General features: G+C 32.6%; 15 protein-coding genes and 1 tRNA gene. 1 reads left to right on the forward strand and 15 read right to left on the reverse strand.

The genetic code is table 11. From position 1 onward, the window contains the following. Positions 1-15 precede the first annotated feature (15 nt). Both VBZ51_RS14155 and VBZ51_RS14160 read right to left on the reverse strand, forming a co-directional pair. Positions 16-1,932, reverse strand: a complete 1,917-nt coding sequence (locus VBZ51_RS14155; RefSeq protein ID WP_416577336.1) for a BatA domain-containing protein — start codon at positions 1,930-1,932, stop codon at positions 16-18. Positions 1,933-2,014: 82 nt separating this feature from the next. Beyond that, entirely contained in the window at positions 2,015-3,022 is a 1,008-nt protein-coding gene (locus tag VBZ51_RS14160) for a glycosyltransferase family 2 protein (RefSeq protein ID WP_416577337.1), read from the reverse strand. 157 nt (positions 3,023-3,179) lie between these two features. On the opposite strand from VBZ51_RS14160, the gene VBZ51_RS14165 reads away from it, so the two are divergent. Continuing rightward, a tRNA-Ser gene (locus tag VBZ51_RS14165) sits at positions 3,180-3,264 on the forward strand. A 77-nt stretch (positions 3,265-3,341) separates the two neighbouring features. On the opposite strand, the gene VBZ51_RS14170 is transcribed toward VBZ51_RS14165, so the two are convergent. The 13 genes from VBZ51_RS14170 to VBZ51_RS14230 all read right to left on the reverse strand — a co-directional run bounded on the left by VBZ51_RS14170 (position 3,342) and on the right by VBZ51_RS14230 (position 18,765). Next, positions 3,342-3,785, reverse strand: a complete 444-nt coding sequence (locus VBZ51_RS14170; protein ID WP_416577338.1) for a hypothetical protein — start codon at positions 3,783-3,785, stop codon at positions 3,342-3,344. 13 nt (positions 3,786-3,798) lie between these two features. Then, positions 3,799-4,416: an AbiV family abortive infection protein gene (locus VBZ51_RS14175; RefSeq protein WP_416577339.1), complete on the reverse strand. Its 618-nt coding sequence runs from the start codon at positions 4,414-4,416 to the stop codon at positions 3,799-3,801. Between the two features lie 81 nt (positions 4,417-4,497). Beyond that, on the reverse strand, positions 4,498-4,995 hold the full coding sequence (locus VBZ51_RS14180) for a hypothetical protein (RefSeq protein WP_416577340.1): 498 nt from the start codon (positions 4,993-4,995) through the stop codon (positions 4,498-4,500). Positions 4,996-5,159: 164 nt separating this feature from the next. Then, the gene (locus VBZ51_RS14185) at positions 5,160-5,612 is read right to left on the reverse strand and encodes a DUF6998 domain-containing protein (RefSeq protein WP_416577341.1); all 453 of its coding nucleotides are present in this window, start codon (positions 5,610-5,612) and stop codon (positions 5,160-5,162) included. Positions 5,613-5,619: 7 nt separating this feature from the next. Further along, positions 5,620-8,616, reverse strand: coding sequence for an RNA-directed DNA polymerase (locus VBZ51_RS14190; protein WP_416577342.1), 2,997 nt, complete (start codon positions 8,614-8,616; stop codon positions 5,620-5,622). A 40-nt stretch (positions 8,617-8,656) separates the two neighbouring features. Beyond that, positions 8,657-9,349, reverse strand: a complete 693-nt coding sequence (locus VBZ51_RS14195) for a M48 family metallopeptidase (RefSeq protein WP_416577343.1) — start codon at positions 9,347-9,349, stop codon at positions 8,657-8,659. Next, entirely contained in the window at positions 9,342-10,424 is a 1,083-nt protein-coding gene (locus VBZ51_RS14200; protein WP_416577344.1) for a helix-turn-helix domain-containing protein, read from the reverse strand. Before VBZ51_RS14200 ends, VBZ51_RS14195 begins: the two co-directional genes overlap by 8 nt. Continuing rightward, positions 10,425-13,601 carry a type I restriction endonuclease subunit R gene (locus tag VBZ51_RS14205; RefSeq protein ID WP_416577345.1) on the reverse strand — a complete coding sequence of 1,059 codons (3,177 nt, stop codon included), beginning with the start codon at positions 13,599-13,601 and terminating at the stop codon, positions 10,425-10,427. Continuing rightward, a complete protein-coding gene (locus tag VBZ51_RS14210) occupies positions 13,598-14,881 on the reverse strand; it encodes a restriction endonuclease subunit S (RefSeq protein ID WP_416577346.1) in 1,284 nt (427 codons plus the stop codon). Before VBZ51_RS14210 ends, VBZ51_RS14205 begins: the two co-directional genes overlap by 4 nt. Next, positions 14,878-16,440: an N-6 DNA methylase gene (locus VBZ51_RS14215; RefSeq protein ID WP_416577347.1), complete on the reverse strand. Its 1,563-nt coding sequence runs from the start codon at positions 16,438-16,440 to the stop codon at positions 14,878-14,880. Before VBZ51_RS14215 ends, VBZ51_RS14210 begins: the two co-directional genes overlap by 4 nt. A gap of 1,051 nt (positions 16,441-17,491) precedes the next feature. Continuing rightward, entirely contained in the window at positions 17,492-17,737 is a 246-nt protein-coding gene (locus VBZ51_RS14220; RefSeq protein WP_416577348.1) for a hypothetical protein, read from the reverse strand. Between the two features lie 28 nt (positions 17,738-17,765). Then, positions 17,766-18,365: an AAA family ATPase gene (locus VBZ51_RS14225; protein WP_416577349.1), complete on the reverse strand. Its 600-nt coding sequence runs from the start codon at positions 18,363-18,365 to the stop codon at positions 17,766-17,768. 31 nt (positions 18,366-18,396) lie between these two features. Beyond that, positions 18,397-18,765, reverse strand: coding sequence for a plasmid mobilization protein (locus VBZ51_RS14230; RefSeq protein ID WP_416577350.1), 369 nt, complete (start codon positions 18,763-18,765; stop codon positions 18,397-18,399). Positions 18,766-18,768 lie beyond the last annotated feature (3 nt).

Raw genomic sequence — 18,768 nt, forward strand, 5'->3', positions numbered from 1 at the left:
GGGTTCGTTATTATCTTATTTTAAAAATCTTTGAAGTAAGGTTTCTATTATAACAAATACCAATGCTAAAATAGCAAACCATTTCCAAAACTCGTTTATGGCATTGTTTTTTTGACTTTCTAAAAAGAAATTGGAAATGGATGTACTGCTGTTGTTTTCCGGTAATGGTGAATACAACAACTCACTTTCTTTTCTATTTTCATTAAAACTGATATGTCTAAGAATACTATCGTTATGAACAATTTTATAAATACCGGCACTTTTCGGATTTTCGGTAAAATTGATGCGAACTTTATTAGGTAGTATACGTTGTTGTGGAATAAACTCATTTACGGAACTGCTAACTTTAATAATATCGTCTTGTTGCAAGTTTAGTGGTATTTCTACAGAAATATCAGTACCAAGATTGGCATACAACGGAGGAATTTTTAAACTGTTTACTCCCATATTGTAAAAAGACGGAACTATTAACGGGGAATTTATGAAATTTGAGTTGTTGGCATTTAATGCTGCAGAGAAGAAATAAGCATTAGAATCTCCTACCAAATAAGGGTCATTGTTTTGAAACGCTATGGCAACAGGACCTTTGGTACTTATTTTAAAGTGCTCATTAACTTTTGGATATTGAAAATTGGACACCTTTTTATCAAAGACATTTTGAAATAAGGGATGTCCCGTTTTTATTTCGGATATGGATAATTCCTGGGCTGATGAATTGCCGTATTGTGTGGTGGAATGTGCCGAAGATAGGTCGTTGTATGAATTGTTGTTGCCTTTTACAGCGGGTATAAGTGTAAAGCTACCACCGTTTTTAGTTAAGGTTCTCAATGCTGTTACAAGTGAGCTAGGTAGTTTCTCTATTTCATTTAGAACTACTAAATCTTGGTTTTCAATACTGCTGTAATTTAATTGATCTAGTGTACTGTTGGTAAATACAAACTCATCATCTGTAAAAATACGTTCTAAGAACCCTGAAGGAGAATTGCCAATGGCCAGTACTTTGATCTTTGGGTTTTTATCGATATTAAAGTAAAATTCATTATCATAGGATAATCCATTATCTGAAATGGTGATCTTACCTAGAATAGCCTCTTTCGCATTCAATGTAAAACTAACTTCGGTCTTTTTAGATCCATTGAACTTTGCTGCTGTTTTAGCAATAAGTTTGTCATTGTCAAATAATGACACTGGTATGGATTCTTCTTCTGTATTCGTTGATAAATAGGCTGTTAGCTCAATGTTCTCATTGGTTCTGTTACTTATGAAAATAGAATCTAAAGAGGTATTTGCTATGAAGTTACTATACGGTTTTATGTATTTAATATGAAGATTATCAATAGTGTCGGTCTTAGAAATGGTACCCAATCTTTGTTGAAAATCAGATATAAGAACTAAGTTCTTTTGAGTTCCGGTGTTCTTACTAAAAAAGGTATTTCCCCTTAATATGATTTCATCGATTTTTAATTGTTCTGAAGAAACCTTAATATTCAATAGCTCATTCTGTATTTCACGTATCTCTACATCTTTGAACACCTCTTTGTTAGTAAACAAGGTAAAGCGTGTATCCGTTGGTGCGTATTTAATGAAATCTTGAATGGTATTTTGAAAAAGATTTCCGTTTTCAATTTGGGCGTTCATACTAAAAGAATCATCCAAGTAGAACACAATTTCTTTTTCTTGTAATGCCGTATCGTTTGCAAAGAATGGTTGAGCAAAAGCCAATACCAAGGCAGCAAGCATCATCATTCTAGTTATGAGCAACAACCATTTTTTTAGGGTGCTGCTTTTTCTAGATTCAGAGACAACTTGTTTTAAGAACTTTACATTTGTAAAGGGTGTTTTCTTAAATCTGCGTAATTGAAAAAGGTGAATTAATATAGGAATGAGTAGTAGTAAAAGACCCCAAAGAAGTTCTGGATATTTAAATTGCATTCCTGTTTTTGATTAATGCAAAGATAATTATTTTGAATTTAGAAGTTTGTTAGTTTGCCACTATTATTTTTATGAAGGTCTCTTAACAGAAAAAGAAATAATCTACTGCTGTTTTTTTATTCAATTCATTATAAAAAGAGGTAATGTTCAGTTGATCTTCCTCATTGGCTACGGTAATAATGGTTTTACTGTGAGATAATTTGCGTAAAGCAGAGAAATGAACAAGGCGTACACCATAAATGTCCTTACCTATTTTCTTTTCGTTATCACAAACCCAATGAAAAGGTATATTTTTTTTAACCAGTAAATTGGCAATTGTTTTTCCTTTTTTTCCCGCGCCCCAAACTACAAGGTTGTCGTTTGCTTTTAATTCAAGCTTTAAGAAGTAATGTAGTTTTATATCTAAAAAGTAGTTTTGCGCATAATGTTCGCTAGTACGTGATGTTCTAATGTCATAATCTCGCCAATAGTGTAGGGTAGTGGTGCAGGGTAAACATTTTAAGCCCTTTTCATAAAAACGAAATGCCAAGTCATAATCTTCCGGGTATCTATTAGGCTTAAATGCACCGCATGCGTCAAAGTCAGACCTAAGTACCATCCAACAAGGGGAGGGAATTACACATTCCTTGTATATTTCCTTAAAATTATCGCCCGTTGCGGTTAGCTTGTTCAACCACTTTTCATAACGGTCATAACCGTTATTTACTCCTTTTTTTGAAAAATATTTCACTTTTCCTATGGCAAGAGTTTCTTTTCCATGAGTAGCCAGTGATTCCGCCATAATCTTAATACGGTCTTTATCCATGTAGTCATCGGCATCCATCCTAGAAATATAATCACCCTTACTGTGTAGATAAGCTTTTCTTAGGGCCGTTATAATTCCGGCTTCATCATTGTCCAGTATTTTAAACCTAGCGTCTTTAGCTGCAAATGATTTGGCTATTGTTACACTTAAGTCATTAGAGTTGTCATTAACGGCAACTACTTCCCAATTGGTATACGTCTGTTTTTGAATAGATTCTAGACATTCTTCAAAATATTCGGCTACACTTTTAAAGGGAATTAAAATACTTACTAGTGGTTCATACATTGTGGCAAGGTAATAAATAACTGAAATTCAACCTTTTCATTTTTTTAAAAAGAGCTAATAGTATTTAGATGAAAAATAAATTAGAAAAGGCTTTATTAGAAAAGAAAACCTTTATATATTTGCACCCGCATTCAGGGAATACCTGATGAGGCACTCAGGAGAAATGGCAGAGTGGTCGAATGCGGCAGTCTTGAAAACTGTTGAGGGTCACACCTCCGGGGGTTCGAATCCCTCTTTCTCCGCAGAAAAACCCCGTAGACGCAATGTTTACGGGGTTTTGTTTTTTTAGGTGTCGAATTAGGTGTTGTTTTGTAGATTGTTATTGACCGCCTATTTTTTCAATAATGAAATTACATTTTTCTATAAAAATTTTTTTGTCTATAGATTTAGATAAAATTTCATTGTCAAAATAATCTAATTCATATTTTTCAATTATTTGTTTTATAGCATTCAACTCATTAGAAGCATCCTTAAAATTTGTCAATTCTGATGATATGCAATTTACAATAGCTTGTTTTCTCATAGAAATAAATAATTCATTCATGGAGTTTTCAAAATGGTTTTCATGATATTTTATTTCGTCCAATATTTCATTAGCGTAATTAGGGCTTTCGTCTAATGCCAGTTGGCTTATTATTTCTAAATTTTCTTCTAAATGTTTGTTCACCATATCAATATGAAATTTTTTAAGTCTCTCATCCTTACTATTCTTCCAATCGTTCAATCTTTTTTTTAGATAAATAAAGTGCTCAATACTTGTCATATTTATAATAAATTTATTTTTGCGGTGAATTTAGATTAGACTCAGAGATTATATTTTTGGCAAATTTTACATATTTTAGAATATCTTTTGCATTACCAATAGATTTTAGAAATAAATTTTCACTTGTATTTCTAGGTAATTCCCATTTACTGTGTTTTAAGTCAACATATAATCCTTTATTTTTTTGAGAATTTGCGTTTTCTAGCCAGGCAATTAATTGATACATTTCATCAGAAAATTTTTGATTTTCCTTTATCCAATTCATTCTTGCTGCAATTTTTGGGTTTTTTCTTTCAAAGGTTCTTTTTTCTTTACGATTAGGAAGGTTTTTTTCGTACTCATCAATTAAGTCGTAACAATATTTCATAATTGTTCTGATAAAATCATATAAATATTCATGTTTAATTTTATGGTTCCTGAATATTTTGTCAAAGTCGCTGACTTTTGAATTAGGCTCTATACTCTGCTGAATTATAAATAAAGCTTTTATAGATTCTTCGGCTGACAGAATTGATAATGATACAGCAACACCGTATTTCTTTAATTCACCTGAATTATTCGCTATTAATAATAAGTCAGAGGCATTTTGAAGAGTTTCTTTATAGCCATTTAAATAAAATTCAGAAGTCATAGTGTGATAGAGTGTTTAGTACAGGATTGTGAAATTAAAGAAAGTTTTTAATCACTTTGTTTTAATGTAGTAATTTGTAAATTAGGGTTTTACTAGGGTGATAAACGCCATTTCTTCTTTGAAAATTAATCTACTGTATTTAATGTCTAAGAATTCTTTGGTAGTAGCAGCAGTAATCAAGTAAATTTGATTTAAAGTATAATCTTGATTAATGTCAATCATGCATAATAGGTCGAATTTTTCAGGCTTTAGGCTACTTAAATATTTTACGCCTTTTTGATTTCTTCTGGTCTTTACTTCTATTTTAATTTCTTTAGAACTAAAATGCTTTTTTAAACTAGAATCTTTTTTAAGGATTCCAATTAAATCACATTCTGAATTTGAGCTTTTTTCTTGGGTTACTACTTCAAACATGTTTTCCTCTTCGTTGAGTAATTTGTGAGCATAGAACTCACCTATATCTGCGGTTATTTTATTTGTTGAAAATCGTAACCCGTTACTTTGAATTAGTGCAGCTATTTTATTTTCAGTTTCAAATAAAACTCTTAGGTTTTTTTTTAATTTTTCAAAATCGTTCAAATTTTTTATTTTAATTATTTTAAATGTAATATCACTTGTGTGTTGTATTCCACAATACAAATCTTATAACTATTTTTTTGCAAATTTTTTTCAATTTCTTATGTAGGTCTTGTTTTGTTATTTTTCATAATAACAAAATTATTTAAGCTATTGATTCAATTAGTTTATAATACTTCGGGTAATCTTTCGGTTGCTTCCAACTTAGCATTTAATTCTTTTAAATGATTAGCTGTAATAGTTGTCCAGATATTTCTATAGGATTTTCTTTTCTTATCCTTTAAAAAATTATTGATATATTTTACCGGACCATTATATAGGACTTCCAAAGTGCCATCAGGATTTATATGGACAGCAATGTAATGTTCGAGATCAATATCAAAAGGGTAACTGAAGTTGTAAGACATACTAGCTTTTATTTGAACTTTAATGTTTGAAGGTCTATGGTAGCCATCGTAAGTATGTTTATTACCACCATATATTTCAATATCAAACATTTCACTTACTAATGCCTCTCCAATATCTCCAACTAAACGACCATCTAATGAAAAATCTAGTTTACCTTGAAATTGTTTTTTCAAGGATGAAGTAATATCCAAAAGTTGTTGAATTTCTTTCATTTTTTATTTATCTTTTTTCTACTTCATCATGGTTGAAGTCTGGAGGTGTGTTTTTAAATTTTCTAGTATCCTGATATGGAACTGATAATTTTTGAAAATCCCTTAATTCTTTTATGTTTAATTTACAAGTAAGTACCACATGATTTTCACCTCCTTTAAGCCTCATGATGTCTTTAAGCTCTGTTTTTTTTGGAAGAGTTATTCGTGAATCCCCATAATCTGAAGTGTTTACTTGAACGAAATAACAATGTATATCTCTAGATACACTCTCTGCTATATTGGAAAAGTAATTTACGTCTTGGTTATATTCAGATGCAATTAAAACATCAACTTTACCTTTAAATAAAGCTCTATGATTTATATCTGCTAATTCATAACAGTTATAGTTAGCAAAGAGAACACCCCTCCATTTAAACAAGTTGTAAAGAACATAATCAGTCTTGGGAATGTATCTTCTGCGTTGCCTTATAATCTTTTTTTCACCAGGAGAGTAATGATGCTTTAATCTTAAATTTATAACGGCATCTTTAATTCCATTATGCTCTAACGGTAAACACGTCGCCAATAAATTGAAGCAACTCCTGCCTATTGTAAGATGTTCCAACCCTGCAACAATAAGCCGTTGTTTTCTTCTAGATTCATCTGCTAGAACCGGTAGCCAAGAATATGGGACACTTACTTCAGGAAGTATTAAAGCATCTGATTTTTCAATTTCCGCACTATTAATAAGGTTAATGAATTGCTTTCTACGTTCGTAGCCGGTATTTGGGTTTTCGAAAATTGAGTCCGAAATATTTTTTTTGTCAATTGTAGTGTTGGCTATAGCAACTTTAAAATTTTGTAGATTCTTTCGACTTTGTGGTATTTCAAAATAATTGAAATCAATATTCTTTTGGTCTGATCCATCAGTTATTCTAAAATAATAATTTCTTAGATTTTCCTTATAGGCTTTTATTTGCGAGTTTGATATTCTTAATCTTTGACTATAATTTGTCAAGAAAAATTTATCAAACATTTCTTCATAGATGTCCTTTGAAAGTTTTTTGAAGAATTTTTGATTATCATTTTCCTCAGAATTTTCTTTATAGTACTTAAGTAATTCTATTAATAAAAAGACTAGGTTAAATTCAAAAAAATATAAAAATCTTGGGGCATATTTTAATTTTTTATCATTAAAAATTAATTCATCAGATTTAAAACTTATAGTTCTTAAAGCTTCATGATGTATGAAATTTATTTCCTCATTATCAGAAATGTTTAAGTAATTTAATAGAGGCGTAACAATAAAGGTATTTCTTAACATTGAAGATTTTAAATAAGCTTTTTTAATTGCGTTAATCTCACCAGAATATGTAAATGCATTTCTTAATTTTTTGCTTTTTAATGATTCCTTTCTTGCTGCCCACCAATGATCAGAAACAAAAGCTGGATTTAAAGCTGTTGCTAAGGCACAGCAATTCTCAAGATATATAGTTAAGTAATCTTTGACATCTTTAATATCGTCTCTTGATATAGATTCATTGTTTGGTGTTATTTTTTCAATATTTCTAGAAATTTCGCGGAAGAATTTCCAGAATGAATCCCTATCGTTTATTATAACGAAGTAAGTAAAAACCTTTTCCCATGATGCAGAAAACTCTAAGCTAACAATTCCTTTGAAAAAGGTGAGTATTTGCTCTTTTGTTATATCAGAGTCATCTTTGTCACTTAGTAAACTAATCTTGATTTTTTTAGCTAAATAAACTGCAGCTCCATATTTGCTTTGATTTATGCCTTGAACACTACGTAATTTGTTAATTGTATCTGAATAAGAGAGTTGATATACACTACTATCAAAATCATCTGTTATTTCATCTTCGGAAGGTAAAAACCAAAAGGCGCTACTGTTTTGTTCAATTTTTCTTCTGAACATATCCAATACAGCTCTTGATTCCTTACTTTCGAATGCATAAAGTAGAATCTTTTCTGGTTGTATTTGAATATTTGGTAAACTTTTGAAGGCATAAGAATTTCCGCCAGCACTATCTGTTTTTGGGTCAAATAATCCTCTTTGTACTAAATATTTATTTAGAAAATCGTGGACAGATGATTTTCCTTTTGTTTTATTTTTTCCAATTTTAGTGTTAGATAGGATAATTTGAATGTCATCTACATATCTACCATAATAAGCGGGTGAAAGTTCCTTTTTAATTTTACTATCAAATTCTTTCAAGTAATAATTTGCCAAAATACCAGAAGATAAAAGTCCAATGGGTAAAATATTACTGCCCTTTTTTGTGCATATTTTTTGATAGGCGAAAATTATATCAAATAATAAATCTGTGAAAGGTAATTTTCTTTTGTTTAGACCACCAAAAAGGTCTTTGCTTAAATTCTCCTTGAATTTAGTGTCAATTTTAGCGTTGTAATAATAAGACTTTATATCTAAAGTAAGTATTACTACATCTGTGTCTTTTTCTAAAAATTCCTTTGCGATATCTAAACCATTATCTCTCCATTTTTGATATTGTTCAAAGTATGGTTTAAATAAGCGAAGCCCATCTACTACTTCGCCATTGCCTGATTCTAGCTCTAAATGATAAGCGTAATTATCTTTGCTATAGGTTTTATGTAAAACATAACCTTCATGAATAATCCACAAAACTGTAATAATATGAAGCTCAACAGGACCATCAAAAAAGTAATTTACTTTTTCTAAATTGTATTGGTTAGCACTGAAATTGTTACTTATTACTAGCTGCTCTTCCTCTCGTAAAGGAGCAAAGCGTTTTGGAGCAGTATAATATTTTATTTCTGATAGAAGACTGTTAAAATACTTCTGTTCTTGTTCCCCATTTGGATTACTTAAGAAATTTGCTAAATTTTCTAATTTATTTTCAAAATCTTTATTGGTTTCGAATTGCGCAATTTTCTGCCTCAATAGTAAAGAGAAATTATCATAATATACATAGCTTTTGAGCTTTCTATACCCTATTTCAATATCTCTAATTTTATATTTTGGCATGTCTGTGTTTTATTGGTTAATGAATTTATCTATATAATTATTACAACTTCATCCCATACATCTTGTCGTCAAGCTCTTTCCAATTAGGAATGTGTTTAGAAAGCTCTGCCCAAAACTCTTTGGAGTGGCTCTTTATTTTGGTGTGTACCAATTCATGAATTAAGAGGTAATCAATTAGGGAGTAGGGGAGTTTAATCGCATCGATGTTTATGATAATGTCATTAGATGGAGTACAGCTGCCCCAACGTTTTTCCAGTTTTCTAATCTTGAAGTTATTGTAATCTAATCCTGTAGATTTAGCTAATTTCTTTATTCTTGGCTTTAGCTTTTCTTCGGCTTTTGATCTTAAAAAGGTTTCAAAAGCACGCTTTAAATCGGTTTGATTGTTTAATGATTTAGGTAGCGATACCCTAAATTTAGATTCTGTAAAATCAATCAATATTTCTTCATAGGAGTTGTTTTCAAAAAGCTCTACATAATATTTACGACCTAAGTATTGAATTCTTGATCCCGTAACTATATCATCATCTCCAATAGAACTTACGAGATCTAGTTTATCCAAAATCCACTTTGCCCTCTTTAAAATTAATTTTTGAGCTTGCTCATTAGAAACATATTTGCCTTTTAGAACAACTCCGTCTCCTTTGTCTACTGTTATGTAGTGAGATTTAAGTTTCTCCTTTTCTTTAAAAGAATACTCTATGGTTTTATGTCCGTATTGAACTTTAGGCATGCCATTTGTCAATTATATATTGATATGATTCTTCTATATCCAAAGAATGGCTTGACGCTGCCCTTCTAATATAAAATTCTTTGCCTTCATTTTTATATTTAAGAAACCTTGGCTTTGAACTTGAATCTACTATTACCATAAAAACTTCTTGGGAATTAATTTCTTCAAATCCAAAGTTTAATAATGCATCTATCGGTTCTGTAAAACTAGATTTTAATAAATTATCGAAGTGTTGAGAAAATTTGTCTTTGTTCTTTAGGGTTTTATAGTCATTGTCAAGACCAAGCACTTTGCCATTATCATCAACACCTATCAACAATGTTCCACCACCTGTATTTGCAAATGCTGTTATCGTTTTTAATATACTTTTCTCTATAAAATCTTGCGGTAATTTCTTTTTTATGCAATACCTTAAGGTAGATTTAAATTCAAGATTTCTATTTTCTCCCTGTTTAATAACTTCATGAAGTACAGAATGATCTTCTATTATTGGCTCGGTTTTAATAGGGAAGTCATCTTCAGCTAGGGTAGGATTGTGGTGTTCCCAAAAGTCGAACGGTGTCCATAAAACATTGGGTTCAATGATATATTCATCGCCTTCGTTAAATTGGTAATTATAGTATTTTATGTTAATGGTCCAATCTTGTGTTTCCCATTTTTGCTTCTTATAAATAGAAATTTCTTCTTCAAGGTTTCGGGCAATAGTTAAATAGTTTATAGATTCATTATATCCAATTATCAAATACTCTTGGTCTTTTTTAAATATCCCTTCATTTTTATCACTTATTAGATAGATCCCTATTCCTAAGTTTTCTGTATTTGATGGTATTTTAATAATATTCGTGCCTAATTTTATACTTTTACTTCCTCCTTTATTCCTGATATGTTTTAAAATAGAATCAATATCATTTGCGCCTTCTCCAATGATATCAATTACACTGGTGTAATAATCATAAGCTTCTTTGCGACTTTGAATAGGACTGTCATTGCAAAATTCTTTTTCGAATTCTTCTAACGTGAATTCATCTGTTCCCAAATCTTTAGCTAATCTTGCTTTTACGTTATATCGAATCATCTATCCCCTATTCTTTATTAAAACTTCTACCATTTCCTTTGCTTTCATTTTGGCATCTTCACGTTCTATTTTAGCTGTAGTTAAATAACGTCTAATTTTATTTTCAATATCTTTTTTGACTTGTCCTTTTCGCTGCCATCCAACAATATTCAGTTCTCCTGTTATAAGGTCGAATATAGTTTTTGTAGCGTCTTCTGCATCTTCATTGAACAACACCTTCATTGAGTCATAAACGGCTCTCTCACGCTCTGTAACAAAGCCTTTTTGTTTTCCTTCCTTTTGTTGGTCAATGATTTCATCTTGTATTTCCGTGTAAGCTTTTAGCAATTCTAATTGCGTAATACGCTCTTCGGTTTTCATCTTCAACAATTCATAAAGCCTTTGTGCCAATGGTTTATAGAAGTCAGGATTTTTATCCAATCCAACTTTTATGGTATGCTTTAAATTATTTCGCATCTTCAGCTCTTTAGTGGCTGGTGATGCGTTCATGATTTCTTCTTTGAATTTATCTTTGTCAATAATGGATATAGGTTCTGCCAGCAAACTTTCAACACCTTCTGCCTTTAGATGTTCGTCAATCATGGATTGAAGCATCTTGCTTTCGTCTTTGGTGATTTTCAATTCCTCATCGTCCGGATAAGCATTTCTGGCTCTTAACTTTATCTCATTGAAGAGTTTAAAATCCCTTTGATACTTTAATGCTTTCGTATTGGGGAGGACAATATTAATCGACTTATTGAAATCCTTTAATAAGACCTTAAAATCATCACGTTTATTAATAGGTTCAATAAACCGTACAGCTGCATCTATGTAGTCCTCACGTTTATAGTTCCTGTCAATCTTCATAGGTTTAAAGAACTCCACCAGCTTGGTATGGTTCATTACCAACTTAGGAAACTCTTCATTGATGTTCTTTAAAATATCATCAGGTCTTATATCACCTGAAAAGATTTCCAATGCCTGAATCAAATAGGCTGTGATACCATTGTAATCAACAATATAGCCAGCATTCTTTCCTTTTCGGGAACGGTTGACCCTTGCAATGGCTTGTAAAAGATTATGCTCCTTTAATGGCTTATCCAAATACAAACAAGAGGCTATAGGTGCATCCCACCCTGTCAACAGCATATCCGATACAATCATGAAAGCTGTATTATCAAACTTCTTTTTGCCTGATTTCTCCTTTTCCGCTACGTTCCCAAAGGGTAATTTAAAATCATCGGTGGCATCCTTGATATCTTCAGGTGGAACGACCAAGACAGGTCTTTTGTCATTGGGGTTTTCCTTGTTCCATTCTAAGGTCTCATAGTAGCTTTTTGCAATACCGTCCGACTTTGGAGAACCCATACTAATCACCACCTTAGATTCAAAATTGTGATAGCCTTGTGCTTTAAGGGACTCCAATACTTCTTGATATTTGATTGCTGCCTCCCTGCCGCTACAGACTATCATGGCTTTATGACCATCTGGGAATATTTTGTCCCTGTAATGGTCAACCACGTGTCTACCTATGGCATCAATGCGCTCTGCCGATAATTGGTATTTGCGTAAGGCTCCCCTTTTCAGCTTGTCCTTTTTCTCTTCCGAAAGATGACCAAATTGCTCTTCAAACTCTTGGTCTAGTTCCTCTTTTTTAACATCTAGCTTGGCGATACCCTCATCATACAATAACTCAACGGTTGCGCCATCAGCCACAGATTCCATTATGGTGTATATATCAATATATTTACCCCCATAAAACTCGGCTAGGGTAGATTTATCTTCTTTAGAGATGGGTGTTCCCGTAAAGGCAACAAACTTAGCATTGGGCAATACGGTTCGCATAAAGGATGCTAGAAAACCATAGTGGCTACGGTGTGCCTCATCTACCAGAATGTAAAGATTCTCCTTCTTGGATAGTTCTTCCAGTTCTATTTCCACTCGTTCTATCTCAACCCACTTACCCTTTTGGAGTTCTTTGGTAATCTTAGTGAGGGTTTTATCGTTGATATGTTTTTCAATCATGAGATTTCCACGCTCTTCCAACTCTGTCTGGTCGGTTGAGGTAGTAGCATCTTTGTCTGTTTCTTGAAACTTCTGCAGGGTAGTGGTGATAATTCCCCCATAATCATTGCGTAATAATTTATCCAGATGAACTACAGAAGATGCTTGGTTCACATTCTTAAAACCAACATTTTGAAAGGTAGTGGTAATCTGTCTGTCCAAGTCCTTACGGTCTGTCATTATGAGTACCGTAGGGTTATCAAATCCGTATTCGGGTGCTTGTAGCTTACGGGTAACATATGCCATCGTTAGAGACTTGCCAGAACCCTGCGTATGCCAAACTACACCACCTTCACCACTTTGTAAGCGTGCAATGGTTTTGTTGGTGGCTCTTAGTTGCTGGTATCTAGGCAGTTTTTTAATTGTACTGCCTTCTTCCAGTTCAAATAATACAAAGTGTCGAATGATGTCCAGCACCCTCTCTTTCTTGAATAGTGCTAGGATAAGTTTTTCTTGGTCTTTCTTGGCTTGGTTGATGATGTCTCTATCTTCCTTACTGGTCTTAAAGACCGAATAAAACTGCTGTGGAGAGTTAATTGCTCCATACCTACCACCAAGTTCCCAAATGCCCGCACAGATTTGGTTGTAGTGAAATAACTTTTCTGAGTTCTCTTGATAATATTTTAAATCGCTATAGGCTTTTTCCCAAGCATTTTGTGCTGTGGGGGACTTACATTCAATTACACCAATAGGTAAGCCGTTGATATATACCACCAAATCTGGTACAGAATGTTGATGCCTTCCATGATACTTCATCTGATTCACCACCAAAAAGTCATTGTTCTCTGGCTGTAAGTAATCTATAAAGTGAACCACTTTAAATTCTTCAACTCCATTAATTACTTGCTTCACAGCGAATGTGCCCCCTCTTATGAGTTTCCAGACCTTTTCATTTATCTCCATTAATGATGCCCCATTAACGGTTGTTATCTCATTATATGCTTTGTTGAGGTTGTTATCATTTATCCAAGTGTTGAGCCTTTTAATAGCCGTCAACAGCCTGTCTTTTAGAATAACTTCTGTGATGTCCGTTCTTTCATCTTGCTGGCTGGCATCAAAGTATTGATACCCCATCTGCTGGAACAGCTTTATGGCTGGTAATTCACTGTGTATATATTCTGGTGATTGACTCATGCAGTTACTCTAGAATTTAGTTGCACTCGAACCTTACCCGTTAATAGCTGCTGCATTAAGCCTTTTTTAAGTTCTTGGTAGTTAGTTTTCTTTACTGATAAAACTTCTAATTTTTCATAAGCAGAACTTAATATAAATGCTATTTTTTGTTGTTCTTCTTTAGATGGAATTGGAATAAACAACTTCTTAAACTTAACTATTGTAAGTGCTTTTTGACTTGAACCGCTTGAAGCAATATCAATCAAACTTTGAAAAATATTTGACCTAAAATAATGCATTAAAAAATCCCTATCAAGTTTGATATTTATATTTTTTAGCCACATTAAATTACCGTCCTTAAAATAGAACTCATCGTTTTCCTTTACTAAATAAATAGAACCAATAGTGCCAACAGCAGTAATAAGTATATCTCCTGTTTCTGGTACTCCATATTTTCTTTTAAATTCTTGAAATGTTTCTGACTTTATATAAACAATATCTTTTAATTTTTCTCCTTTAGCCAAAACTGAAATTTCTTTACCACGAAAAAATGGAATACCAAATTCCGTATAATCTGCTTTATGAACTCGTTTACTTGACGTTATTTCTCCAAGTTTATCAGTAGTAATCAATTCCCAACTCTTAGGAATCTTACCTAAAGGTGAATCTTTAAACTCGGTATGTCCAATGCCTTTAGTTAATAGGCGTTGCATCAAACCTTTTTTGAGTTCTGTCGTTTCGGTAATCTGTTGGTCTATTACCTCAATTTTCGCATCTACTGTACTAAGTATTTCTGCTATTTTTTGTTGTTCTGGTAGAGGGGGCAGAACAACAAGACACTTACCTATTTCACCCAGATTAATCTTTCTTGGAAATGCAGTATGAATAATTCTTTTCCATAGTTCTTTTTTGAATGCTCTGCTTTCAATAAAATGGGCAATATATTTACCATTAAAAGTTTCTTGTTGTTTGATTAAAGCTAAACTTACATAAAAAGAGGCGTTCACATCCCAGTCAATATATTTGACAGTTCCAACATCGCCAATTCTCGTCATTAAAATATCTCCTTTCTCTAATTTAACCCTTTGATTTTCTTTGATAAATACCTCCTTTGAAACAAATTTAGTTTTGCTGAAATCGTTTGCAGTAACATGTTCTACACTATAAAATGGGATTCCCTTTTCAACATATTTTGGAGTTTGATGAGTCCCATCATACACCTTAGTTATTTCGTTAAGTGTATTTACTTTCCAAGTATTAGGAATAGCACCTAATGGAGTTTTTTTATATTCTTCCTTCATATCCCCAATTCCTTTAAAAACCCAGCTAGTTTTTTATCAATTTCAGCTTCCCGCTCTTCCAAAACGGCAAGTTTTTGATGTATAATCCTGACGTCTACTTCTGGCTCTGGCTCGCTGGTATCAATAAAACGGGAAATATTAAGGTTGTAATCGTTTTCTGTTATTTCTTTAATATCAACTATGCGCATATATTTATCCACATCCACAGCACCGTCATAAGCATTTACAATCTTACTAACATGCTCTTCAAGTAATTCATTTTGGTTTTTGCCATCTTTAAAATCGCTACTGGCATCAATGATGGTTACTTTTCGTTTTTGTGCTTCGGTCTTGTTTTTATTGATAATCCATATAGAAGCAGGTATACCAGTATTGTAAAATAAAGCACTTGGTAATCCTACAATACCTTCCACCAAATCAGCTTCCAATAATGCCTTTCTAATCTTGCCCTCTGTACCACTTCTAAACAACGTACCATGAGGTAACACCACTCCCGCTTTACCATCTTGTTTAAGCACAGCAATCATATGCTGTAGGAAGGCTAAATCGGCATACCCTCTGGGAGGTATCCCGTATTGAAAACGTCCGTAAGGGTCGCTCACCACCTTATTATAATTAGGTGATACTTTCTTTTCCTTTCCGTTCTTATCCAGCTTTACCTCAATAGAGTTTTCGGCTGGTGTCCACCACGCATCCTGTGAAAAAGGTGGGTTGGCAATTACCCTATCAAAAAGGGTCAATTCATTGTTGTCATTCTTGTGTTGAGGCGTGGTCAGGGTATCGCCTTTTCTAATATCCGCATCCATAAAGTTATGCAGCAGCATATTCAACTTACCAATTGCCCAAGTACCCAAATTCTTTTCTTGTCCAAATAGCGAAACATTAACGTTGTTGCCTACTTTACCATTTGGTTGCTGTGCAATGTATCTGGCAGATTCAATCAACATACCCCCAGAGCCACAGGTAGGGTCGTATACCTTTTGCTTGGGTTCTGGTTTAATGAGTTGTACAATTAACTGTACCACACCTCTCGGGGTGTAAAATTCACCACCTTTCTTGCCTGCATCATCAGCAAACATCTTAATCAAATACTCATAGGCATCGCCTAAGAGGTCATTAGATTCTAGGTGGTCATTGCGTAATGAATGTTGGTTAAAGTGCCTTAACAAACGCTGTAATAATTCATCGGATAGCTTCTCTTTATCTCCAAACTTGGTGGCGGTCATAACCCCCTCCAAAGAGGTGTTTTCTCGTTCTATAGCTGCAAAGGCTTTGTCCAATGCAATACCAATGTTCTCGGTATGTTTCTTTATATTCTCCCAACGTGATTCTTCGGGCATCTGAAAATATGTTTCGTCTTCGGCATCTGCTCTGGAAACTCCCTCACGCTTCATGATATTTTCAACTTCTTCTTCAAAAACATCATTGGAACGTTTTAAGAAAAGTAAGCCGAAAATATAGTTTTTAAAATCTGAGGAATCAATACTTCCTCTTAATATATTGGCAGAATCCCATAACCAAGATTCTAGGGTAGACAGGTTTAATTTATTTTGACTCATGAAAGTTTCGTCTTGTTTTAGTATCGTAATGTTTAAAGATATCCAATTCGGATAAAAATCTTACGCCCAAATATGAGTAAACTTCAAGAAAAAATATAAGAATGGGTTACGGTTTTCCGTAAGGGTATATATTAAGTAATAAGATTTGTTGCTTATGTGTTGTAGGAGAGCATTTTATATAAATATAGATTTATATAATTATATAGTGCTTGGAGGTATTTAGTTGGCTTTTTTTGTGTGAAAGAAATTTTAAACATCAAATTATAGAAGTTTATCTATCTCATGAGCTCTTTTTTCCATTCGATATTTAATTTCCTCTTCGTGCTTTTTAAAAAAGTTTTCAATTAGATTATCTAAAACTTTTCTTCTGCTAATACCCATAAGGTCAGCTAATAATCCGATTCTGTTATTGGATATTTCACTTAGACTTTGATTTGTAATTCCTTTATAGGAGGAATTTGAATGATTTTTGTAAAGTATTTTTTTTAGCCCCATATGTCTGAAATAAAAAAGCGTGGAACTGAACTTACGGGCAACGGAGGTATCGCCAGACACCCACCCACCAAGCAAGAACAGCCCACGCCGGAGCGTGGGCGTCTGTACTTTGGTTTTAGCGGGTAATGAAAACTGGCGATTTTCCGTTGCTCAACCAAAAGCGAAACGCTTTTGTATTTTAGTTATTTGTTTGTTCCGAATCTTATAATTAATATTTTATTCAAAGTTAACATAAAATGGTAATTGTATTTCCAGTGTCGAAAATTAGAGTAGTGGATAAGTGAGAAAATAAGTAATGTAGATAGGATTGATGTGCTTTGTTATTTTACAAAAGCATTTAAAGAGTTGCTAGAGCAAAAAAATGTTGTGAAATATCAACAAAGAGATCAAGGTTTCTGTATAAGTTTTGAACCTATTAAAAATGCTATTGAGTCTTTTAAGGAATTATGTAGTTCTAATTTGTTTGAAGGTAAGTTCTTGCAGTTAGGAAGTCTAGGGTATTCGATTGAGATGCGATTATGATTTATTTTGGAGGAAAATATAATTGGAGTTGAACCTATATTTTCTTTTTTTGTTCAAAGTACAATTCAATACTCTCGCATATAATTTCCTTTATCGGACAATCTCTTTCATAAGCTTCTTTTTTTAAAGATTTTAAAAGTTCTTTGTCTAACCAAAATAGAAATTGTTTTTCATTATCAGATTTCTTGTTTTTTACCTTTTGTATTTCTTGAAACGGCGTGTTCTTGATACTTCTGGTTTCTAAATCTTTGAAAAGCTTTGAGAAGTCATTTTTTGACATGTGTATATAGTTATATAATTATATAGGGCTAGTTAATTGTTTTTAGGTCTACTTTCTCTAAAATCAGATTGGTCAATAATTGAAATTGTAATAACGCTTTTTCATTTCGGTGTACTCCTTGTACTAAAAATGATCTAGTTATATCGACAAGGTCGCTTATGAAAATTTCAGAAACCGGTACATTATATGAGTTAAGTTTTTGTGTTACTTCTTTAGTAAGGGTAGTGTTAGGTTTAACCATGTTCATGATTATTACCATTTCTGCTTTTGTAGAAATATTTTTAACTAGATTAATGGTTGCTGAAATTGCCATTACATCTAATACACCTACTTTGGTAGGGATTATAATTAAATCGGCAACAGGTATGAGTTTTTTCAAATCAGAACTCAAGTATGGTGGAGTATCTATTAAAATTATATCGAATTCAGATTCTTTTTTAAAAAAATTCCAATCATTTGAAACTTCAAAATCGGAAATTATATTGGACAGTTGTGATAAGCTTCCTTGAGGATCAGCATCAAAAACGCCAACTTTAATATTTTCAGATAGATAGGTTGCTGCCAAAAAAACAATAGTGCTTTTTCCAGCGCCTCCCTTTTGATTCATTATTAGCACTATACGACTCATATATAATTATATATTTATATAAATTTTCAATTTAATACTTGGAAATAGCCTTGCCTAATTGGTCATAGCACTCATTTAGTTTAAGAACATCATCTCTAGAGAGGGCATTTAAAGAATTCATTTTTTTTGCAATTTGATTAAGATTTAAGCCGATTCGATTTAATTCTAGAACTATTTTGGGATCTGAATTTCTTTTAAGAACTATTTCTCTTTGGTCAATCGTTTTTAGAATTATAGTTCTGAAAAATTCACTCTTAGAAATATTTATGACATTGTTTTCTGATAAGTAAATATTAATCAATTCTAATTCAACCGGAGTTAAATATATACTCACCAGCTTCGACATTTTCTCATTTTTTAATTTTGGTGGACGACCACCTTTTATATGTTTTCTCCCCATTAA

The sequence above is a fragment of the Maribacter sp. HS genome, from assembly GCF_048059195.1.
GTDB classification, from domain to species: Bacteria; Bacteroidota; Bacteroidia; order Flavobacteriales; family Flavobacteriaceae; genus Maribacter; species Maribacter dokdonensis.